The organism is Prevotella sp. DNF00663, from assembly GCF_001553265.1.
In the GTDB taxonomy this organism is placed as follows: domain Bacteria; phylum Bacteroidota; class Bacteroidia; order Bacteroidales; family Bacteroidaceae; genus Prevotella.
Genome location: NZ_KQ960663.1, coordinates 58,895 through 80,336, shown reverse-complemented (window position 1 = coordinate 80,336; position 21,442 = coordinate 58,895). Strand labels below are relative to the sequence as shown.

25 protein-coding genes are annotated in these 21,442 nt (G+C 45.2%); 12 read left to right on the top strand and 13 right to left on the bottom strand.

What is annotated here, in order from left to right; translation table 11 throughout:
* Positions 1 to 77 precede the first annotated feature (77 nt).
* The 3 genes from HMPREF3034_RS11585 to HMPREF3034_RS11575 are packed head-to-tail and all read right to left on the bottom strand — an operon-like array spanning position 78 to position 3,347.
* A complete protein-coding gene (locus tag HMPREF3034_RS11585; RefSeq protein ID WP_036896457.1) occupies positions 78 to 1,337 on the bottom strand; it encodes a hemolysin family protein in 1,260 nt (419 codons plus the stop codon).
* A gap of 20 nt (positions 1,338 to 1,357) precedes the next feature.
* On the bottom strand, positions 1,358 to 2,023 hold the full coding sequence (gene lptC, locus HMPREF3034_RS11580) for an OstA-like protein (protein ID WP_062435662.1): 666 nt from the start codon (positions 2,021 to 2,023) through the stop codon (positions 1,358 to 1,360).
* Positions 2,024 to 2,039: 16 nt separating this feature from the next.
* On the bottom strand, positions 2,040 to 3,347 hold the full coding sequence (locus tag HMPREF3034_RS11575; protein ID WP_036896459.1) for a hypothetical protein: 1,308 nt from the start codon (positions 3,345 to 3,347) through the stop codon (positions 2,040 to 2,042).
* A gap of 85 nt (positions 3,348 to 3,432) precedes the next feature.
* Between HMPREF3034_RS11575 and HMPREF3034_RS11570 the strand changes: the two genes are divergently transcribed.
* The 3 genes from HMPREF3034_RS11570 (at position 3,433) to secA (ending at position 9,512) form a co-directional block, all read left to right on the top strand.
* Positions 3,433 to 4,644, top strand: a complete 1,212-nt coding sequence (locus HMPREF3034_RS11570) for an Lnb N-terminal periplasmic domain-containing protein (protein WP_062435658.1) — start codon at positions 3,433 to 3,435, stop codon at positions 4,642 to 4,644.
* Positions 4,641 to 6,041 (top strand): alkaline phosphatase family protein, encoded by a 1,401-nt coding sequence (locus HMPREF3034_RS11565; protein WP_062435654.1) that lies wholly within the window; start codon positions 4,641 to 4,643, stop codon positions 6,039 to 6,041. Before HMPREF3034_RS11570 ends, HMPREF3034_RS11565 begins: the two co-directional genes overlap by 4 nt.
* Positions 6,042 to 6,170: 129 nt before the next feature.
* On the top strand, positions 6,171 to 9,512 hold the full coding sequence (secA, locus tag HMPREF3034_RS11560) for a preprotein translocase subunit SecA (protein ID WP_036896469.1): 3,342 nt from the start codon (positions 6,171 to 6,173) through the stop codon (positions 9,510 to 9,512).
* A gap of 215 nt (positions 9,513 to 9,727) precedes the next feature.
* Here the strand turns inward: secA and HMPREF3034_RS11555 are convergent, their stop codons facing one another.
* Both HMPREF3034_RS11555 and HMPREF3034_RS13185 read right to left on the bottom strand, forming a co-directional pair.
* The gene (locus tag HMPREF3034_RS11555) at positions 9,728 to 10,909 is read right to left on the bottom strand and encodes a DUF3078 domain-containing protein (RefSeq protein WP_369793913.1); all 1,182 of its coding nucleotides are present in this window, start codon (positions 10,907 to 10,909) and stop codon (positions 9,728 to 9,730) included.
* A gap of 633 nt (positions 10,910 to 11,542) precedes the next feature.
* The gene (locus HMPREF3034_RS13185; RefSeq protein WP_007567577.1) at positions 11,543 to 11,755 is read right to left on the bottom strand and encodes a hypothetical protein; all 213 of its coding nucleotides are present in this window, start codon (positions 11,753 to 11,755) and stop codon (positions 11,543 to 11,545) included.
* 106 nt (positions 11,756 to 11,861) lie between these two features.
* Here HMPREF3034_RS13185 and HMPREF3034_RS12740 point away from each other — a divergent pair, with 106 nt between their 5' ends.
* The 9 genes from HMPREF3034_RS12740 to HMPREF3034_RS11515 all read left to right on the top strand — a co-directional run bounded on the left by HMPREF3034_RS12740 (position 11,862) and on the right by HMPREF3034_RS11515 (position 15,779).
* Complete coding sequence (locus HMPREF3034_RS12740; protein WP_004291538.1) at positions 11,862 to 12,272, top strand: hypothetical protein; 411 nt, start codon at positions 11,862 to 11,864, stop codon at positions 12,270 to 12,272.
* 161 nt (positions 12,273 to 12,433) lie between these two features.
* A complete protein-coding gene (locus tag HMPREF3034_RS11545) occupies positions 12,434 to 12,649 on the top strand; it encodes a hypothetical protein (protein WP_004291535.1) in 216 nt (71 codons plus the stop codon).
* Positions 12,650 to 12,660: 11 nt separating this feature from the next.
* The gene (locus HMPREF3034_RS11540; RefSeq protein ID WP_004291534.1) at positions 12,661 to 12,882 is read left to right on the top strand and encodes a hypothetical protein; all 222 of its coding nucleotides are present in this window, start codon (positions 12,661 to 12,663) and stop codon (positions 12,880 to 12,882) included.
* A gap of 13 nt (positions 12,883 to 12,895) precedes the next feature.
* Entirely contained in the window at positions 12,896 to 13,312 is a 417-nt protein-coding gene (locus HMPREF3034_RS11535; RefSeq protein WP_004291533.1) for a PcfK-like family protein, read from the top strand.
* Complete coding sequence (locus HMPREF3034_RS11530; protein ID WP_004291532.1) at positions 13,309 to 14,640, top strand: PcfJ domain-containing protein; 1,332 nt, start codon at positions 13,309 to 13,311, stop codon at positions 14,638 to 14,640. Before HMPREF3034_RS11535 ends, HMPREF3034_RS11530 begins: the two co-directional genes overlap by 4 nt.
* 24 nt (positions 14,641 to 14,664) lie before the next feature.
* Positions 14,665 to 14,922 carry a hypothetical protein gene (locus HMPREF3034_RS11525; protein WP_004291531.1) on the top strand — a complete coding sequence of 86 codons (258 nt, stop codon included), beginning with the start codon at positions 14,665 to 14,667 and terminating at the stop codon, positions 14,920 to 14,922.
* A gap of 19 nt (positions 14,923 to 14,941) precedes the next feature.
* The gene (locus HMPREF3034_RS12430) at positions 14,942 to 15,175 is read left to right on the top strand and encodes a DUF3873 domain-containing protein (RefSeq protein ID WP_004304291.1); all 234 of its coding nucleotides are present in this window, start codon (positions 14,942 to 14,944) and stop codon (positions 15,173 to 15,175) included.
* The gene (locus tag HMPREF3034_RS11520) at positions 15,115 to 15,417 is read left to right on the top strand and encodes a DUF6956 domain-containing protein (protein ID WP_005783104.1); all 303 of its coding nucleotides are present in this window, start codon (positions 15,115 to 15,117) and stop codon (positions 15,415 to 15,417) included. Before HMPREF3034_RS12430 ends, HMPREF3034_RS11520 begins: the two co-directional genes overlap by 61 nt.
* 53 nt (positions 15,418 to 15,470) lie before the next feature.
* Positions 15,471 to 15,779, top strand: a complete 309-nt coding sequence (locus HMPREF3034_RS11515) for a hypothetical protein (RefSeq protein ID WP_004304290.1) — start codon at positions 15,471 to 15,473, stop codon at positions 15,777 to 15,779.
* Between the two features lie 33 nt (positions 15,780 to 15,812).
* Here HMPREF3034_RS11515 and HMPREF3034_RS13180 read toward each other — a convergent pair whose 3' ends face one another.
* From HMPREF3034_RS13180 to HMPREF3034_RS11475, 8 genes are all read right to left on the bottom strand, one after another.
* The gene (locus tag HMPREF3034_RS13180) at positions 15,813 to 16,202 is read right to left on the bottom strand and encodes a hypothetical protein (RefSeq protein ID WP_004291527.1); all 390 of its coding nucleotides are present in this window, start codon (positions 16,200 to 16,202) and stop codon (positions 15,813 to 15,815) included.
* 64 nt (positions 16,203 to 16,266) lie between these two features.
* Positions 16,267 to 16,794 carry a glycoside hydrolase family protein gene (locus HMPREF3034_RS11505; protein ID WP_004291526.1) on the bottom strand — a complete coding sequence of 176 codons (528 nt, stop codon included), beginning with the start codon at positions 16,792 to 16,794 and terminating at the stop codon, positions 16,267 to 16,269.
* The gene (locus HMPREF3034_RS11500) at positions 16,791 to 17,294 is read right to left on the bottom strand and encodes a DUF3872 domain-containing protein (protein WP_004291525.1); all 504 of its coding nucleotides are present in this window, start codon (positions 17,292 to 17,294) and stop codon (positions 16,791 to 16,793) included. Before HMPREF3034_RS11500 ends, HMPREF3034_RS11505 begins: the two co-directional genes overlap by 4 nt.
* On the bottom strand, positions 17,291 to 18,193 hold the full coding sequence (locus tag HMPREF3034_RS11495) for a toprim domain-containing protein (protein ID WP_062435652.1): 903 nt from the start codon (positions 18,191 to 18,193) through the stop codon (positions 17,291 to 17,293). Before HMPREF3034_RS11495 ends, HMPREF3034_RS11500 begins: the two co-directional genes overlap by 4 nt.
* Before the next feature lie 7 nt (positions 18,194 to 18,200).
* On the bottom strand, positions 18,201 to 18,776 hold the full coding sequence (locus HMPREF3034_RS11490; protein WP_004291523.1) for a conjugal transfer protein TraO: 576 nt from the start codon (positions 18,774 to 18,776) through the stop codon (positions 18,201 to 18,203).
* 2 nt (positions 18,777 to 18,778) lie between these two features.
* Positions 18,779 to 19,765, bottom strand: coding sequence for a conjugative transposon protein TraN (gene traN / locus HMPREF3034_RS11485; RefSeq protein ID WP_004291522.1), 987 nt, complete (start codon positions 19,763 to 19,765; stop codon positions 18,779 to 18,781).
* A 34-nt stretch (positions 19,766 to 19,799) separates the two neighbouring features.
* The gene (traM, locus tag HMPREF3034_RS11480) at positions 19,800 to 21,152 is read right to left on the bottom strand and encodes a conjugative transposon protein TraM (RefSeq protein ID WP_062435651.1); all 1,353 of its coding nucleotides are present in this window, start codon (positions 21,150 to 21,152) and stop codon (positions 19,800 to 19,802) included.
* Positions 21,133 to 21,441, bottom strand: a complete 309-nt coding sequence (locus HMPREF3034_RS11475; RefSeq protein ID WP_004291520.1) for a TraL conjugative transposon family protein — start codon at positions 21,439 to 21,441, stop codon at positions 21,133 to 21,135. Before HMPREF3034_RS11475 ends, traM begins: the two co-directional genes overlap by 20 nt.
* Between the last annotated feature and the right edge of the window lies 1 nt (position 21,442).

Below are 21,442 nucleotides of genomic sequence, written 5' to 3'. Positions count from 1 at the left end.
CATAAAAGCTTACCTTATAAGCTATTTTCCTCATTGTTTGAATAGGTTAAACTATTTTTAAGTAGACTAATTCGCTATTATTTATCTATCCAAAGTCGCACTAATTCTATTTTTGTCATAGTATTCTTGATGATTTTAAATCTATATTTACCGATTTGTATCACTTCATTCAACTTTGGAAAGCTCTGATATTCGTGTAAAATAAAGCCTCCTATAGTCATATAATCATCACTTTCTGGCAACGCCAAATCGAAGAGTTCGTTCACTCGATCAATTTCCAACCGAGCCGACAACGTGTAACTTCCATCTTCATTTTTCTTGGAAATATATTTCATATTGTCGTGTTCATCTTCTATATCACCAAAAATTTCTTCCACAATGTCTTCCAAAGAGACTAGTCCACTAGTACCTCCAAACTCATCTACAACGATACCAAGACTTTTCTTTTCCTGTAAGAGCATATGCATTAAACGTTGAGCAGCCATCGTTTCAGGAACAAAGGGAATGGAATTGATATGGTCAGTCCAATGTGCAGGGTCACGAAACATTTCCGAAGAGTGTATATATCCCTCTACATGGTCAATATCTTCATTGTAAACAATAATCTTGGAATTACCACTCTCAATGAATTTCTGTTTTAATTCCTCCAACGTACAATTCTTCTCAACAGCATTGATTTCTGTTCGAGGAACCATACAATCCCTCACCTTTGTATCAGAGAAATCCAATGCGTTCTGAAAAATCTTCACTTCATCTTCTATATCATCGTCGCTCTTAGCATTCTCAATACTTGACTGAACAAGGAAATCAAGATCGACTTTTGAAAACTCACCGACACCATTACTTGTATCTATCTTTACCCCAAGTAGGCGTAATAAGATTTTAGAAAGGAACGTAGACAATCTACTAATAGGCCACAGGATGATATAAAAGACAAACACCAATGGTGAAAAGAATGCAAGGAGCTTATTCGGGTTGCTTTTAAAAAGCGTCTTAGGCATAAACTCTCCCACAAACAAGACAATAATCGTAGACAATATTGTGTCTGCCATCACCCTATATCCAGACTCCAACCCTACAAATATGGTGCTATCAAAGAAATGGGCAATCAAAATACCGTAAACAACAAGCACAATATTGTTACCCACCAACGTTGTACTAACAAAATCGTTAGGATGATGATAAAAGAAATCGACAATACGCTGAGTAATACTATTGCGATTTTTGTCCATTTCAGCTAACATCCTATTTGAAGAAACAAAGGCTATCTCCATCCCAGAAAAGAAAGCTGAGAAGAGCATCGTAATAATAATACTTATGATTAACGGTAAATCCAAATTATATAAATAATTTAATTTTAATGTTTTAAAACAGGTACACTCAGTCTACGAGGTTCGGTTTGAGGACGCCTAGCTTTTTGTATCGAATCCGTAGCAACTTTAGCAGAATCCGTCATATCAGCATTATTATCAAAATCCCCCTTTTCAAAAGAGCCCTTCGTATTTGACACATAATACTTAGTCATCTTCTCATCACTTCGGAAATAAGTACCTTGTAACGTGCGTTCGGGAGTTATTAATCGGGAGAATACATAGGAATAAAGTTCATGTTTATTCTCGTCCCAAAATAATTGCTCGCTTTGAAACTTCAGTCCATCTTTCGTTAGAATCTTCACACGAGAGTGTAATTCCCATATTTTCTGCTGGGTATAATAATAAGCTGTATCGCATTGAATGTACGATTGAACATGGAATTTCTCATCAAATTGTTCCAAGAATAGTCCTTTATCAAATATCCATCTTGGAGGATTACGGTTTTCATTTACCTCCCACTCTTCTGTAACAATACGATATTTAATGACACCAGAGTCGGAGATGAGCGTATTAACTCCATAAGATGTCATCAATGCCACAGAATCTTTCTCTAAAATGGCAGGTGCAGTATGCTCTTTCTGCTCCTTACAAGAATTAAAAGAAAGGAACAGTAATAGTAAACAGCCGGATATACACCAAGAAGACTTCATTAAGACAAACAGCCTTTTATTCCACTTTCCACTTTGCAAACCAACGTTCATTAAACGTTAATCCTATATTTATTCTGAAAGTATTCTCCTTAATGAATCCTGTAGCTGATTGATTAACCCACTGTGCACTGATATTTAACATCGAACGATTATTATAAGCATTCATGATTGGAATGCCAAAACCTACAGTCGCACTAATCTCCTTAGGACCATCTTGCCCATTTATGACTAAGTATGGTGTCGCATAACTTACACCGGCCCGATAATGAATACGATTAAATAAAGACCGTGAACGCTTAGACATAGGAGTAAAATCAAATCCGGCCGTGATCTTATGTCTATCCTTAAACAGACCCGATGTCTTCATATAGCTTACATTACCATTAGACTCATTATATTGTGGAAACTCTGTAGTACCCCATTTTTGCAAAGAATAATCAACACCAAATTTCAACATATCATGGTGATTCCACATAAAACCGGCCCCAATGCTTGTCGGCATCTCAAGTGCTTTAGCCGCTATGTAAGACGTCGTATCGGCAGTAACCGTTTGGCTATTGGTAGAAACCACTTTACAAGAGGCATCTGCATTCAACTTATGTCCTAAACCATAAGTAAGACCAATTGTCAATTGATCCTTCTCTTTCAATTTTGCAGTATACTGAACACCGAAATCCAATTTATAGTTACTTACAGAAGCAGTATAATACTTAGCCAGCGTATTAACATAAGCATCGCTATAACTATTAATAACCGAGCGAGTATAATTACCCCAAAGGAAACCTACAGTCGCACCAAAAGAGAAACCTTTAAATGGCTCCCAACCAAATCCCAAATAGACATCATGCAACCCACCTTCACCATTATAGGTATTGCTATAAGCCTTTGACGTGTTGCTAGAATTTGGATTCAAGGTTTCTGTTGTCGCATAGTTATACCCTATATTAGTGAAGGGTATCAAACCAAAACTAACTCCAAAATGCTTAGCTGCCCGAAATCCAGCTACAACATAATCAAAAGTTGCATTATTAGCATTTTTACGAACCCCATTTTCGGAAAAATTGGTTATTTGTCCAGAAAAGCCTGCATCAAAGATGAAACTCAAAGAATCTATGGCAGACAACGATGCTGGATTTAGGTAATTTACTTGATTATGTTCACGAAAACCAAGACCTAAACCATTCATACCACGACTAAAGCCTGCTCCCTGCTCAGTGAGCATACCTAGTCCGAATTGACTATAAGGAGAATTCGTTCCACTCTGTGCAAACGCTGAGTTAGAGATTGCAGCCATCAAGGCCATGCATAGAAGTATCTTTTTCATCTAGTATAAAATAAACGCTGCAAAATTATCAAAAAAAACAGAAACAAATGCAGGATAACTCGGAAATATAAGTTATTTTTGCATCGTGAAACATTTCAACCACATATTAAGGACAGCTTATTTTATAATTTTACTGTCTTTAACAAGTATTACCAATGCCGAAAATACAAGCGGTACTCCAAAGAATTTATCAAAAGATTCTATTGAAATCAGTTTGTTGACATGCGGACCTGGGTCTGAAATCTATTCCCTTTACGGCCACACTGCCATCAGGTTTCATAATATAACTAGGAATGAAGATTGGGCCATTAATTATGGAATGTTTTCATTCAAGCAAAGCTTTTTTATTTTAAGATTTGTATTTGGCCTTACCTATTACGAAATGGGGATCATCCCATTCAATGACTTTTTGGCAGAATACCAATCAGATCGTAGATGGGTAAAAGAACAAAAGCTTAATCTAACTCAAGCCGAAAAAGAGAATATAGAAAAGGCTCTAAGAACAAATTACCTACCAGAGAATCGAACCTATCGTTATAATTACTTCTACGATAATTGTACCACAAGGGCTAGAGATATTTTAGTCAGTAATCTAGAAGGAAAAGTAACCTTTCCACCTATCACAAATCCGGATGCCACCTATCGTTCTATGATTCATCAATGGAATGAAGATAGTAGATGGGCACGCTTTGGCAACGATTTACTGCTAGGTATTAAGGCTGATTACAGAACAGAGAAATCTGAGCAACAATTCCTACCAGACTCGTTATGCAACGATTTTTCCAAGGCAACCATCAATCGCGTAGGCATTGCTGAGAACTTTGTTTCTGAAACACATTGGCTTATCCCTCCCACCACGGTGGTCTCCGTACCTAATATCTTCCAAGGAACACCACAAGGAGATGCTGCTATTCTACTTGCCATAACTATCATTTTTACGATTATAGCACATATATATTCCCCCTTAAAAGGTGTAACTATTTGCTTTGACTACCTACTATTCCTAGTTACAGGAGTATGCGGTCTCATACTTTTGGCCATGATTTTCAGCCAACATCCAACAGTTAGCATCAACTTCCAGATTCTAATACTGAATCCCCTGAACATACTTTTCCTATTCAAGAGATTTAGGAAAAACCACAAATATGCTTATATACTGACTATTTGCTACACTTTTTTCTTCATATTAAGCTTCTTCCAGCAGTATGCAGAAGGAATGATGCTTTTGGCACTATGCTTGCTAATGCGTTGGACAGATAGAATATATTCTAAAAAACAATTAACAATAAATAGATGAATCGATACATTGCCATATTGATAGCTGCACTTACATCCGCTGAGATGCAAGCATTTCAATTGACACCAAGACTTGTTGTCAATATCAATATCGACCAATTGCGTACCGACTATATCGAAGCATTCTCCCCACTATTTGGCACTGATGGCTTCAAAAAGCTACTCTATCAAGGCAAAGTGTACGATGCAGCATCCTATAGTTTCACTCCTATAGACCGAGCTTCTGCCATATCATCTATTACAACTGGCACATCGCCTTATCATCATGGCATAATTTCGTCTACATGGTTAGATCATAAAACCCTCCGCCCTGCATCTTGTGTAGACGACATTAAATATTTTGCTTCACCTGCAAAGCTTCAGACCTCTACCATTGGAGATGAAATGAAAGTCAGTAGCAATGGTACAAGCATTGTATACGGACTTGCAGCTTACAAAGATGCCGCAATCCTTTCGGCCGGTCATGCAGCCGACAACGCTATATGGATTGACGAGAATACAGGGAAATGGCGTACCTCGACATATTACACACCCAAAAGCGAAAAATGGTTGCCTCAATCATCCATAGTAACAGCTACCAAACGAGGTAATAGTTTCAATGCAACAGAATACAATGAGCATATCGCCAATATGGCATTGACGGTCATTCAAGCGCGTGCCATGGGGGCCGATGAAACTCCAGATTTATTGAACATATCGCTTTCGGCAACTGCTTTTTCCCAAACATCCACCATGGAAAGAGTCTATACACAGCTTGACAAGACTCTAGGGAAATTAATTAGTAATATAGAAGCGCAGAGTGGAAAGGACAAGGTACTCTTCGTCATTACAAGTACTGGGTATGCCCAAGCAGATAATCGAAATTATACCCAATACCGTATTCCCACCGGCACGTTCTATATCAATCGTACCGCTAAACTCCTTAATGTCTATTTAAGTGCAATCTATGGACCGGGGGAATATATCGAGGCATATTATCACAACCAAATTTATCTGAATCATAGACTTATTGGACAGAAAAAGGCGACTCTCCATGATGTCCTTAGTCGGTGTCAAGAGCTTCTAAGTCAGACTGCCGGTGTCAGCGATGTATTTACAAGCAAGCGTTTACTCTCTGGGAATAACGACATACAAAAACTGCGTAATGGTTTTTATCCCCCTGTCAGCGGAGATATTACGATAGAAATTGCTCCGGGTTGGCAACTAGTCAATGAAATTATACCAGAACATTATACAAGTAGTACAACTTTCGTACCATTTCCTATTATCTTTTATGGGGCAGGGATTCATGCAGAGAGAGTTACTACACCTGTTACTGTAGACCAAATTGCGCCTACGATTTCCAAAGCTATCAAGATTCGTGCTCCAAATGCTTGTAGCGCAGCTCCTTTATTCTAAGATTCATATCTTGGATAAAGCCCCTATATGCTTTTAGTCAATATTTTATCGAATCATGTGAAATTTATTTAGTAATTTTGCACACTGATATTGATATACCACTACAATAAGAATAAAACAATATAATATATGAACTTCAATAATTTTTTAAAATCGTTGTTCGGCGACAAGTCTACACGCGACATGAAGCTGATTCAACCATTAGTAGAGAAGGTAAAGGCCGCTTACCCTGAAATTCAAGCACTTAACAATGACGAGTTAAGAGCTAAAACCAAAGAAATCCAAAAGTATGTACAAGATTCTGCTAAAGAGCAGAAAACGAAGATAGAAGAGCTGAAGAAAAATATAGAAGAGACTCCTATTGATGAACGTGAAGAGATTTTCAACGAAATAGATAAATTAGAAAAAGAAGCTTTAGAGATATATGAACAGGCTCTTAACGAGGTAATGCCTGTCGCATTCAGTATCATCAAAGATACAGCACGCCGCTTCTCGGAAAACGAAGAAACAATAGTTACAGCCACAGACTTTGATCGTGAGTTGGCTGCCGACCCTAAGAACGACTTTATTACCATTGAAGGCGATAAAGCTATTTACCACAATGAATGGACAGCTGGCGGAAATAAACAGAAATGGGGAATGATCCATTACGATGTACAGCTCTTTGGTGGTATAGCATTGCATCAAGGCAAGATTGCAGAAATGGCTACCGGTGAAGGTAAAACCCTCGTTGCTACCCTACCGGTATTTTTGAATGCACTTACTGGAAATGGCGTTCACATGGTCACAGTCAATGACTATTTGGCAAAACGCGACTCAGAATGGATGGGGCCTCTTTACATGTTCAATGGCTTATCAGTCGATTGTATAGACAAACATCGCCCAAATTCTCCTGAACGTCGCAAAGCTTATCAGGCAGATATTACCTTCGGTACCAACAATGAGTTTGGTTTCGACTATCTACGTGATAATATGGCAGTAAGTCCTGCCGACCTTGTACAACGTCAACACAACTATGCAATAGTCGACGAGGTCGATTCTGTGCTAATTGATGATGCTCGTACACCTCTCATTATCTCAGGTCCTGTGCCTAAGGGTGACGACCAAATGTTCGAGGAATACCAACCATTGGTAGAGCGTCTTTATGAAGTTCAGCGTAAACAAGCTACGGAATTATTGGCCGAAGCAAAACAAAAGATTACAGAGGGACGACAAAAGAAAGATCAAAAGATTCTCGACGATGGTTTCCTCGCGCTCTATCGTTCATACAAGGCATTGCCTAAGAACAAGCCCTTGATTAAATATCTGTCAGAGGAAGGTATCAAAGCTGGTATGCTTAAAACCGAAGAGTTTTACATGCAGAACAACAACCGAGAGATGCCTAAAGCTGTCAAGCCTCTGTATTTCGTTGTTGACGAGAAGTTGAACAGTGCTGACCTTACCGATAAAGGCACCGAATGGTTGGCACAACAAGTAAACGACAAAGGCCTCTTCGTTTTACCCGACATCACCTCTCAGCTTTCTGCGTTGGAAGCTGAACATGAATTGACAGATCAAGAGCGACTTGACAAGAAAGATGACCTACTCAATAAGTATGCCGTTCAAAGTGAGCGTGTACACACATTGCAGCAGCTTCTGAAGGCTTACACCATGTTCAATAAGGATGACGAATACGTGGTTATCGATGGAGAAGTAAAGATTGTCGACGAGCAGACCGGACGTATCATGGAAGGTCGCCGTTGGAGTGACGGGCTACATCAGGCTGTTGAAGCCAAAGAGCATGTACATGTAGAGGCTGCAACACAGACCTTTGCAACGATTACATTGCAGAATTACTTCCGTATGTACCATAAGTTGTCTGGTATGACTGGTACAGCTTCTACCGAAGCAGGAGAATTCTGGGACATCTACAAGCTCGATGTTGTAGAGATTCCGACAAACCGTCCCATCCTCCGTAAGGACTTAGACGATCGCGTATACAAGACTGCTCGTGAGAAATATGCAGCTGTCATCGACGAGATTGAAGCTATGCGCAACAGTGGTCGGCCATGTCTTGTTGGTACAACATCCGTTGAAATCAGTGAACTTTTGAGCAAAATGCTCAAGATGCGTCGCATTCCACATAACGTATTGAACGCAAAGAAACACCAACAAGAGGCACAAATCGTAGCCGAGGCAGGCCGTTCTACAGACGGACTTGGTGCTGTAACCATCGCTACCAACATGGCTGGTCGTGGTACCGACATCAAGTTGACCGATGAAGTAAAGGCTGCCGGAGGTTTGGCCATCATCGGTACCGAACGTCACGAGAGCCGTCGTGTAGACCGCCAGTTACGAGGTCGCGCCGGTCGTCAGGGAGACCCGGGCTCTTCTGTGTTCTACGTAAGTCTTGAAGATAAGTTGATGCGCCTCTTTGCCAGCGAGCGTATTGCCAAAGTAATGGACCGTCTTGGCTTTGAAGATGGCGAGCGTATCGAAAGCCCAATGATTTCTAAGAGCATTGAGCGTGCCCAAAAGAAGGTTGAAGAGAATAACTTCGGTATTCGTAAACACTTGTTGGAGTACGACGATGTGATGAACAAACAACGTACCGTTATTTACGAAAAGCGTCGCCATGCATTGATGGGCGAACGCATCGGTATGGATATTACCAACATCATTTGGGATCGTTGTGTCAACATCGTAGAGAAGAATGACTTCGAAGGAGCTAAAGAGCAATTCTTGAAAGTGCTTGCTATGGAATGTCCTTTCGAACAAGACGAATTTGAAAACGCATCTACATCCGACCTTGCCGAACGTGCTTTCCAAGCCGCTATGGCTGCCTTTAAGCGTAAAGTAGACCGTATTCAGAGTGTTGCATGGCCTGTTATCAAAGATGTTCAAGAGAATCAAGGACAACTCTATGAACGTATCATGGTACCAATCACAGATGGTAAGATGATTTATCAGATACCTTGCAATCTCAAAACAGCTTACGATACAGAAGCCAAAGATGTCGTTAAGCAGTTCGAGAAAGTCACAATGCTCCGTATCATTGATGATAACTGGAAAGAGAATCTACGTCAGCTCGACGAATTACGCCACTCTGTACAGAACGCTTCATACGAACAGAAAGACCCATTGTTGATTTTCAAGCTCGAAAGTGTGAAGATATGGGATACGATGATTGACGACATGAACAATCGTACAGCATCGATTTTGATGCGTGCTCAGATTCCTGAAGTACAGCAACAAGTACAAGAAGCTGCTCCCGAAGAACATTCTCAGCTCTACCACGAGCAGAAAGAAGACATCAACGAGCAACTAGAAAGAGCCGCACAGCAAGCTGCCGCACACCGCGATACGCGTGAGGGATACAATGAAGTAAATCATACACCGTACGTAGCAGACAAGATGCCACGCCCCAACGACCCTTGTCCATGTGGTAGTGGTAAGAAGTTCAAGAATTGCCACGGACGCAATATCGAATAAAAACAAGAAAGCCATGGAGTCAACTCCATGGCTTTCTTGTTTTTATTTGATACATAGATCATCAAATTTAAGGCCTTATCTCAACTTACTTCTATCTCTTCTATCTTGCTTGTAATAAGCATTGAGCAACCCTTAATACACTCTGGCTATTTAATCTCTGCCAAAACAAGAAATAAAGCCACGCTGTTGAGAGCTATCAAAAACTACAGAGGAGATTAGAAAGAATAAGCAAATCCTAAACTAGCATACTCTTTCAACTGCCAATATCCATGATGATTATCCCTTTTAGAGCCATCATCAAAGCGCGGATAGATAAAGATATTAGTAGATATATACCTGTTGAATTTAAACACAAAGGTATTTTCCCATTCCAATTCTGTACGACTGTAAGTGGTATAACCATAGAGACGAGTCTTCCAACTAATCATATCACTGAATTTCCAGTTCAAGTCTACGGTGATTTCCGAACCTATATCATGCAACTGATGTTTTCCTTCATCAAGTCCAAATCGCGGTGCAAGAGCCAAACGGCTGACATATTTAAAATTATAAGCTGCAGGAGCTAGATGAACAGTACCTGTAAGTTTCTTCTTAAAAAAGTCAACCGTATAATCCATACCGACAGACAGATTGGCTCCAAAAGGACTCATGAAATCACTAAACACAAAGGGATTATTCGAAGCATAGCCACGCATGAACTGAGTATAGGCTATCAACTGAATTGTATAATACCATTTCTTAGTAGCTTGGAATCCCAACTTTCCAGTATAACGAATCAAGTCTTCGCTGGTCTTCAAACTATGAAGGCTATCACCTCTTGAAGTCTGTAGTCCTAGTTTCAGCTCTAACTTATTGTCCCATTTCACCTTCTGCTTATTGTTATAATTAGCTTGAAGCGTCACAGCACCAACCATCGAGTAGCTGCTTTCGCCCGCCTTATACCAGTTGCTAGAGACATAATTCTGCAAGAATTGCAAATAATAATCTCCACTAAAAGTCCAAAAATTAGGCTTATGAATAATCGGTGCTGCAGCTATCAAATCTGGTTCTATAGGCGTTGGGGCCACTTGTTCTACCAAATCAGGATGTGACTCCCTTGTCTGTTCACCTACTTCCAATGTCGGCCCAATAATATCAAGTTTACTTTGGGTCGTAGATACCAATTGCGGATGATTCATATAGACAGATAGCAGAGCTCGCTCCAAGGCCAGTTCAGTAGGCGATATCTTCTGCATATCACTATCTAGCGATAGCATACGATGGCTTACATTCTTATAGTAAGCCAATGGTAAAAACAGTCTTGCATAAGTAGGCGACGGTGTAAACCTACTAAATCCTATTTGAGGAGTCATATCAGACGACATCGTATCGGGCCTATGCTGTGCCAGAGAGTCCATATAGCTTTCTACAAAGTGAGAATCTCGAAGATTCATCCCTTCCCTATTAGTATGTTGTGCAACTACAGGCAGACACGATGCCATGCAAAATAAAATCAAAAACTTCTTGCTTGTCATTTTTATCATTATAGTAGAGTACTCTCTGCAAAAGTAAATAAAATAATCGTAATATCTAATGTAAATGAGAAAATTACGTTCCTACGAAGCTGTTGCTATACTTATAACAACGACAATATCAAGCTATCAACTCAAAATCCAAATCTTTTTATTTTCCCATTACATTGCAGTAAATACTTTATAGTATTGACAGCACTTCACTGCAAAATCGAGGCAGAAAAACTGCAAAGGCTTACCAACAATGCTGAATAAGCCATGCAGCAACGCTGCCCAAACCTTGCAGCAAGGTAAGTATAAATATAGTGATTCCTAAATGTAGAACAAAAAACAAACAAACTTCATGCTTCAAAGTATCCAACAAGTATCTATTCAGCTATTTTTTGTATCTTTGCACCGTGAAGTTACGAAAAGAGTGTAATTTATTGGAAATGAGCGTAGGTTAATTGCTCTTGATAGTAATAGGTTACGATTTAGTTAGTTATCTACTGCATTATCCTTCTGCGCGTTGCGTAACCTTCAAAGAACTCTTCGTATGCAAAAGTAGCTATTTAATTCGAGATTTTGATATAAACTCCCGTTTTTTATCCCCTCATTCATAAGAATTTTCCGTAAAAGCGGTATTGTCCGTCGGCACACCATTGCCCAAAACGAGTTTGGAACAAACGTGTGCCGACTACCGCATAGCTGGAGAAAAGGGCATTGCCTCACGCCTAAACGATGTTTAGACAGATGAAGCAATGCCCCTTTCTTTTGCGCCTATGCCAAGAGGTGCTTTTACGGGTTTTCAAATGATTTTTCTTTTTTCGCTGTCTCTTTTGCCGGAAGCGGAAAGTGAATGCAGAGTGTGTCAGCCTGCCCCATGAATGAAACAGGCGCCCACACACAGCCGGACAAACCGGGAAGAATGATTGTTGCCACCCGGCTGAACAAGTTCCGTCGGATCGGAAACAATCATACTTCCTTTGTTGTGGTTTGCCCTTTTCACGCTTCCGGTGATGTCTTTTTCCTTTTGGTGATTCTTTTTTTTACGGATTTTCCCCTGAAGTTTTTTTCTACACAATCTGCCTCTGTTTTCGTTTACCTCCATTTTGCGCCTTTCAGTAAGCCGCATCAGTCAGTCATTTTCGTTCTGGGCGCAAAGGTAATTCCGGGATTGGACGGGAAAGCAAGGTCAAGCCTCCTGTTTTCGGTAAAAATCTCCAGCCCTGCGGGTAGTATTTTGACCGAAAAACCTTGCATTCCCTAATCCCTACCTTTTCAAGCACCCGAAACGAAAACGACCGATGCGACAGAAAGACGCATAAAAAAAATGTCGGATAAACGAGAGGCAGATAAGATAGTTTGAAACTCAACTCCCTCAGCTCTTGAATCCGCATTAAAAACAAAAAAATCAAAAACAGCGAAGATATGACGGCAACGGCAAATTTCAGACAAATGGCGCAACACATCGGGTTGGCGATATGCGGCTTGATGATGCGCACCGCCTTCGGGGTGTTCGGCATCCTTTGGGGCATCATCAGAGAGATTGTAAACGGAGTGTTCCGAGTGGCGATAGGTGTAATCGTGGCTATCCTTTCCACCATTGCCTTCTTTGGCTTCATCCTTTGGTTATTCACCCTTTAACCCTTACCGACATGGCAAAAAGAAACAGCAAGACGGCAGCGCAGCAGTGCAGATATTACGAGGTGGACAACATCTTCGTGTATATGGTGGAAACGTACATCAACGGCAATTTTGAAACTTTCCGAAGATTGTACCACGAACTGAACAAGGACGCACGGAGGGATTTCATGGACTTCCTTCTCAGCGAGGTAGAGCCGACCTATTGGAGAGAGATACTGAAACAGATAATCTAAAAATGACAGCGATATGAAAGGAACAGACCATTTCAAGAGAACGATATATATGTACTTGGAACAGCGTGCGGAGGAAGATGCGCTATTTGCAAAGAAGTACCGCAACCCTGCCAAGAACATGGACGAGTGCGTGACCCACATTCTGAACTATGTGCAGAAAAGCGGTTGCAACGGTTTCACGGACGGAGAGATATTCGGGCAAGCCATCCACTACTATGAGGAAAACGAGATAGAGGTGGGCAAACCGATGGACTGCCAAGTGGTTGTGAACCACGTTGTGAAACTCACGGCAGAGGAAAAGGCGGAGGCACGTCAGAACGCTGTCCGCAAATACCAAGAGGAGGAACTCCGCAAGTTGCAGAACCGCCACAGACCGTCAGCGAGAAAAGAAAACCAACCCCAACCCTCATTATTTGATTTAGGCTTATGAAACCGAAGACCAAGATACAGAAAGAGGTGGCAAGACTTTCCGCCAACCTTCGCCCCATATCAGCGACACAAATAGATTGGGCATACCGCCACTGCGTTGAGCATATCGGCTACCGCACCAAGAAAGGGAACATCACCTGTTCCGACTGCGGTCACGAGTGGCACAGCGACAGCGGACTATGCGACACCCTTGAAGGCTGCACCTGCCCCAAATGCCATGCCGAACTCAAAGTGCAGGACACACGCAGACGCATCTACAAGGAAACGCAGAATTTCAGCGTGATAACCACCTGCAAAGGGTATCAGGTAATCCGCGTGGCGCAGGTCAGATGCGAGAGCAGGAAAGGCGAACCGATGCGTTTCTACTGCCACGAGGTCGTGCAGCGTTGGATTTCACCCGACGGCAAGGTTACGGACATGGCGTTGCTCCGTGGCTTCCTTTTCTGCTATTGCGATGTGTGGGCATTAGGCAGCGATATGGAGGTAAGACCGCACAACAGCCTATACGATGATGTGGTGGCAAGAAGCTGTGCATATCCAAAGATGAGGATATTGCCCCAACTCAGACGTAACGGCTTCAAGGGCGATTTCCACGGCATCTCCCCCGTGCGTCTTTTCAAAGCCTTGCTTTCAGACCCAAGAATTGAAACCCTTATGAAAGGCGGTGAGATTGAGGTCATGAAACACTTTCTTTTCAATACCCGTACTGCCGATGAATGTTGGGCATCATATCTGATTGCCAAGCGTCACAAGTATCAGATAGACAACCTCTCAATGTGGTGCGACTATCTGCGTATGCTCAAAAAACTCGGTCAAGACCTCCGTAACCCGAAGAACATCTGTCCCGAAGATTTCATGGCGGCACACGACAACGCAACCCGAAAAATTGAAGCCATACACGAGAAGGAAAGAGCCGCAGAGCAACGCCGTTGGGAGATTGAAAGGCGTGAGCGTGAGCAACAGCGACAACTCCAACGAAAGAAAGATGCGGAGGATTTCATCGCCAACAAATCCAAATTCTTCGGCTTGGTAATCACGGACGAGGAAATAATCGTCAAGGTGCTTGAAAGCATAGACGAGTATTACAACGAGGGCAAGACGCAGGGCATCTGCGTGTTTGGCAGTGGATACTACAAGAAAGCCGACACCCTCATACTATCGGCAAGGATTGGCGATGAGATTATTGAAACCGTAGAGGTGGACTTGCGAACCCTCGAAGTGGTGCAGTGCCACGGCAAGCACAACCAGGACACCGAATATCACGAGCGCATCATAGACCTTGTGAACAAGAACGCCAACCTTATCCGTGAGCGGATGAAAGCGGCATAGCATAACCCCTAAAACAACATTGATATGGAAGTAAGAATTGAAAGTATGATTTGTGTGTGGGATGATGCAATCCCCACGATGTTCCTTGAATTTGTGAACCTCCTCACTCTCACAACGAGTGAGGGGGAATTGAGAAAGAGCGTAAAGGAGTTTGCCGAGAAGCACGAACTTGACAAGTTTTTCCTTTACGGCTTCGGCTCACACCATTTCTACCTGCACCAACGCTACACAAGCAACCCCGAAATGGTGATGAAGAACAGAGTTCTGTCAGTACATTTTTAACCATCTAAAAAGCAACATTATGACAACACGAATGACCATCAACGGAGTAAGCACCTGCGCGGAAGCAGGTACGGAGAAATACGAGCGTTTCCAATCGGGTATCGGAAGACGCAGGCGGACACTTGTGCAGTACGACTACCGCCACCCCATAGACAGAGAATTGTTCTCTTGTGTCAAACCCACGTTGGACGAGTGCCGAGCCGCACGGGACAAGTGGCTGAACGCAAAGAAGGGAAAGGAGGACAGACTATGAACACGACCTATCAAACGCTGATAGTCAAGTTCAGCGAACCTATCACGGCATTGGACGGTATCTTTGACGATACCGGAGCGTGGGGAACGGACACCCTCAAGGGGTGGATAGATGATTACGAAAGCACACGTTTCACCGCCACCGACAGCCATACGGCAGTCATCACGAGCGAGTACAATATGGAATGTGTGAAAGAGTGGCTACAACGGCAGACCCCCATTTCCGAAATGCGAGAATTTTGAACGGGATGGCGGTGTCCGCACCGCCAATACTTAAAACCCTAAAAACAAAAGATATGATAGCCAAGACGATATTACAGCAGATAGGCGGAAAACGCTTCACCGCCATGACAGGTAGCCGTGATTTCATAGATATGGGCAACGGCTTACGGATGAGCCTTGCAAGGAACAAAACAAGTGCCAACCGCCTTGACATCATCTATGACGAAGGGGCAGACCTCTACAATATGCGCTTCTACCGCAGGACGTTCAGCAAAAAGACCTTTGAGTGCAAGACAAAGGACATTGCCGTACACGAGGGTATCTATTTTGATATGCTGGAGGAAATGTTCACGATGGTGACGGGACTTTACACACGCTTTTGAGTGGCGGGGCGGCGAGAGCCGCCCTACTTTCTTTCAGTGAGCATGATGGCGGACAAAGAAAGTAGCAAAGAAACCTTTGTCCAATCTGCGATAACTAAAAAATCCGCAAGTAAAACTTGCGGAGGCTATATATTGGGTCGTTATTTTTTGGTGGAGGGGAATGATAATCTCGAACCGTTGAACTACACATTTCTGCTTCGTCTCCATTTCCCCCAACGATTTGATACGTTCAATCATTTTTGTTGTTCCTTTCTGAATTTTCCTAAATACTTTCTTCATAATTTCGCTATACTTTTTATGGTTAATAACTATGTTTTGTATTGCTCTCACAACACTTACAACTTGAAGTGTTATTTGGAAACCGATAGGCAAAAATGGCTCAACGATGTCAATTAACGAGAAAATCCTACGATAATCTATCAAGTGATAGAGCAAAAGACGTGCCAAGTTAAATATGGCACGTCTTTTGCCAGTTTTGTCAGTCCTTTTATGGGATATACAACAGCGCAAACTCCGCCTTTCTCCGTTTGAGCAGCATGGCGTGGCGTTTTCCTTTGTAGTTGCAGAAGGCTATATACTCACGGTAGATGTTCCTGTCACCAGCTTCCAGCTTCTTGATTAAGGTGCTTTTGGGGATTGTTTTGCTGCCTAACAGCTTCGCCGGTCCCACATTGTAAGCTAACGTGCCAAGCAAAATCGAATCAACCCCGAATTTACGGAACATGGCGACAAATTTGCGCAGGTCTTTCCGCAAAAGTTCATCCGCATCCCGTTTTGTCATGGTTCGTGCCGAATACTTCTCGTTTGGCAAAAGTTTGTGACCCCAACCGACGTATGGGTAGTGTTTTTCTGAGTGCCAGCCTTCAAAGTAGCGGCAGCATAAAAAAGCACGTTCCATAAGCGGCAGTCGGTAGATTGCCGCCTGCCCGTCCGTTCCCTCTTGGCGGCTGATCTGCGCGGACACAGAACAGACCGTCAGAAGTGAACAGAGCATTGTCATGAATACACGCATCATTTCAACAAGGGGCTGAAGTTGCCGATGGGAACGATGGTAAGATCGTCGTCCTTTACATTCCTGTTGTTGAAGTCAAATTCCAGTTCGTAGGAGTTGCTAAAGTTATCCTCCACCACCACGATGAAATTATGCGCCTCATCACCCGCCGCCGTGTAGTACAGGCGGAATTTTTCGTTCTCCAGCAGGTAGCGGTCGTTAGGCAGGAAGGTGATGCCGTTATCCATTTTGAGCGAGCCTTCCCCCTCGAACTGGAAATAGCGGATGGTATAGAGCGTACCCGAAAAGTCGCCCTCCTTTTTCAGTTCACAGCGGATTTCCACTGTCTGCCCCTTTACTACCTTGTTCGGCACGGGCATGACCTCCACCGTGAAGGGATAGGACTGCTGGATGTCCATGTCATCGTCACATGACACGAGGGTGAATGACATGGCGGCTATCAGGCATAACGCCACTGCCTTGAATATTGATGTTCTCTTGTTTCTGTTGTTCAGTATGTTCATTGTTCTTCGATTTTTAGATGGTTGTTTTTCTGTTTTTTCGTTGTCAGTTGCAGGTACTCGTTCAAGTCCTTGCAACCGTCATAGAGGGAGGAACGGTCGGTGACACGTTCCCCGTATCGCATGGTAAGTGCGGCAAGCGTCCGCCGTCCGGCTTCGTCACGGTTGAGGAAGCAGCCGATGCGCCCGTATCCGTCCAGCAATCCCGCCGCCTTCTCCACGTTGGCGACTGAGTTCAGCACAAGACAGTCAGCGTTACCGGTTACACCAAGCGTCACGGCAGAGAGAAAGTCCATGAAGCCCTCGAACACGAGGCACTCGTCAGCCGGGATGTCATTCGCCTTTACCAGTGATACAGACTTCGGAGGTATGCAACCCTTGAAATATCGGCTTCTGACTTCATAGCCACCTGCCATGTTCGGAAAGCCAACGGCAAAATACCGTTTCCCACGCACACCGTAGTTCAAGCGGCAGCAGTGACGGGATGCGATGGCGTAAGGGATGCCCCGTTCCTCTAAATACTCCGTCAGCAGTGAGCGGAGCAGCGGAGCGACCTCCACATCCTCAAAAACGGATTCGGTCGGCTTCGAGAGATAGACGGGCTTTTCCCATCCGGCAACCGTCATATTGGCGGCTTCCGCTATGAACTTCGCTTGCTTCATGAAGTCATCGCTTTGCAGAAACTCCCCGGCAAGCGTGAAGATGTCGCCGCCCTTGCCCAAACCGAAGTCGTACCAGAGCTGTTTCGCCACGTTCACACGGAAAGAGGATGTGCGCTCGCCCCTGTACGGGGCAAGATACCACAGCTCGTTACCGCTCCTTCTGACAGGCTCATGCCCCAGCCGTGCGAGAAAATCCGCAAGCGGCATCCTTCTGACAGCATCTATTTCCGTCCTTTCCATGCCCGTGTCAGTTGATGATGAACTTGATACCGACCCCGAACTGCGTGTGGAACTTCCGTGTGTCGCCACCCCAAAGGCAACGCTCCCGCAGGTTGGCAAGCAGGGCGATACGGTCTGCCACGTAACACTCCACATCGAGCGTCAGCGCACCGCCGTAGATGAAGGCGTCCCGGTCGTGCAGCGTGGAGCCGTCATGCAGCACCTTCTTCCCCCAATTTACCGCCTCATATCCGGCGAGAGCCGAAGCCCCGGCATAGACGAAAACAATCTTTCGGGCGTCCGACAGTATCTTGAAGTAATAGCCGCCCTCCGCCGTGAACTGCGCCACGGGTATCTTGGTGTCCTTGTAGGGATTGTTCTTCAACAGGTATTCGCCACCGAACACCCACTTGTTCCCCTTCTTCGTGTAGGTGGAGAGAGCCGCCCCGAAGCTGTACCCGCCGTCCTTGCCGCCGAGATTGAAGCCGTCCGCCATGTCCGCCCTCACCTCGATGCCCTGCATCTTCGGCAGACACCGCTGGGCGTGCGCCTGCCCTGTAAAAAGGGCAAGCGACGCGATGATTATTGCGATGTACTTTCTCATGGTCAGCGTACTTGAAGTTCGTTGATGGTACCCGCGCGTACCAAATCCTCGTTCTCAATCACGAAGGACTGGTGACGGCCGCCGTTCTTCTCGTTCAATTCCACCACGAGGCACTTGTCATCGGGGATGGTGAACTTCGCCATCGTGAAGACCGTGCGCTCGCTCTTTTTGCCCGGCACGAGGGTGGCGTAGTTCTGCGCGCGGAGCGGCAGAATAATCTGCTCCTGCACGGCAGTACGCTTCGCAACCTTCTTGTCCACGATTTTCCAAGTGATGTAGTCCACATCGAAAGGCACGTTGCTCTGGTTCTTTATCTCCGTGTGGAAATAAAGCAAGCCGTTGTGCGTGTAGATGCCTTTCAACAGGTATTGGATGCCGAAACGCTTGCAGCCGATATGCTTCACCTCGCGCTTGTTCTGTTTGTGGATGGACTTCATGATAAGGCGCACCAGCATCGGGCTTTCGCTGCCCAGCTCTTTCAGATAGATTTCCTGCGCGTTGTTCGGGCGGTTCACCGTGCTGCCGTCATGGATGAAGTCGCACATCTCCACGTTGAGCAACAGCGGTTCGGCGGCGTACTTCACGTTGAAGGTGTAGAAACTGCCGTCCTCCGTGATGACGGACATATTCGTTTCGTTGGGAAAATTCCTTACGGTAGCCTTCACACGGATGATGTTCTCCGCTCCGTCGGCTTTCCCGGCAATCAGGTCGGGCGAGCCTAAATCGACATAGCGCACCTCCGCCGGAAAAATGACGTGGACGGTCTTGTCGTAGGTCACTTCCAGACCGTGCGGCGGTATCATGCGGTCGAAGGTCAGCTTGCGTGACAGCCCGTGATATAGGTCGCCGTCCGCCTCCTTCTGCGGATAGACCTCCTTCGTCAAGGTCGGTTGTTCACTTCCGTTGGTCGTTTCAACGGTTACATTCTCCTGCGCGTTGGCAGTTATGATGCCCATAGCGAGGGCAAACATGATGATTACTTTTCTCATTACTTTTGGATTTTAGTGGTAATTTTTATTGTTTTCAATATTTTTCTTGGTAAAGCATGACCCTGTACCCGGCTTTCAGATGCACCTTGACGGTTCGCATCTTTTTGGCGATGTACTGGCTCGTGCCTTGTATCAGCCCCTTGCCCAAGTCGGAGGCGAGCTGCGCCCCGGCATTGGTGGAGATGTTGATGCTGCTTCCCAGCGAGCCGCCCATGTTGGCGGCGACCTCCCGGACGGCGTTCATCTCCATCGAGTTCGGGATGAAGATGCCGGGCTGTCCGTCCGTGTCATAGACCGCAAGCTCCACGGGGATAATCGTGCCGTCGTATTCCAGCGAGGTAATCTCGATGTCGAGCCGCTCACCCTGTATCTTGCCCGTGCCGACCACCACCGCACCCCGGGGTATTGTCCTGCCTGCCACCGCCATAGGCTCCAGCAGGCGCAGCCTTACCGTCTGCCCGTCCGTCACGCTCTGCGCCCCATGCACGCACGCCGGTATGGTGTTCCTGTCCAATACCTCCGCCGTGCCGACAGCCGTGTTGAAACCCCGGTTGCGTTCCTGCGATAAGGCGGCGACAAACTCCGCGTTACTCATAGGCTGTGAGAGTGAAGAAACTACTTGATGCTCCACCTGTCTGATAGGCATTGCCTTGTTCTTCTTCCCTTTCTGCACGGTAGTTGGCTCTGCCCTCTGTTCCGCCGATGGCTGTCCTCCGTTCTGACCGCCCATGTACTTTGCCGCCAGCTCGTAGGACTTCTCCATAAGAGCCACCTGCTCGTCCATAGAGGAAGCCTTGCCCCTCTCGCTTTCCAGTTCCGACTCCAGCGATGCGATGCGCTCCAACAATTCGTCCATCTCCGCATTGTCGTTTTTCGGCTGGTCGTAGAAGTTTCCGAGCGTGGCGTTCAGGTCACGGTAGGCGGCTGCGGAGGACTGGATGGTCTGCGGCGTGGCTGGCTTTGCCCTTTCTTCCTTGCCGCCCGGATTGGCGAGGTCGAAGTCCACTCCGTTCTCCGTTCCCGCTATCTCGCGGTCGAACATGTCGCCCAGCTGCCCGATGGCACGGTTGCGGCTCTCCTGACGCTCTTCCATCTCCCCATGCTCGTAGGCTTTCAGCTTGTCGCCGATAATCTGCCGGTTCGCCTTGTCAGCGTCGGGCATCTCGGTGTTGTATCCGTCCGTTCCCGGCGGTTGCTCCTTGCCGGAGGACGGGGCGAATATCAGCCACATCGCCCCGATGAACACCAACACCATAGCGGGCAGCACGATCATCTTCTGCCGTTTCAGCCGTTGCGCCTCTGTCAGCGGTTCGCGCTCCTTTTTCGGTTTCCCCGTTTCGGGAGCAACTTTGTTCTCTTTCGTCGGTTCATTCTTTGTCTGTTCCATATAAATAAGGTGTTAAGTGATTGCCTGTTTCCGCCGGGGTCGGCAGTTCCACCCGTCCGGCGTGTCCCGTTTCCATATGTGAGCCGTCGTTCCTGCCGATGTCATAGACGGCTCTGCCGAAGGTGTAAAGGGCAAGCACCGCGAAGGCGGCGAACATCCCCAGCACGATGCGGCGGCGTGTTTCCGGCGGCAAGCCGTCCAGATACCCTTTGAGACTTGCCGCCAAGCGTTTCCGTTTGTCGTGGAGTTTCCAATACATGCCCCACATTGATTTTCTGATACTTTTCATG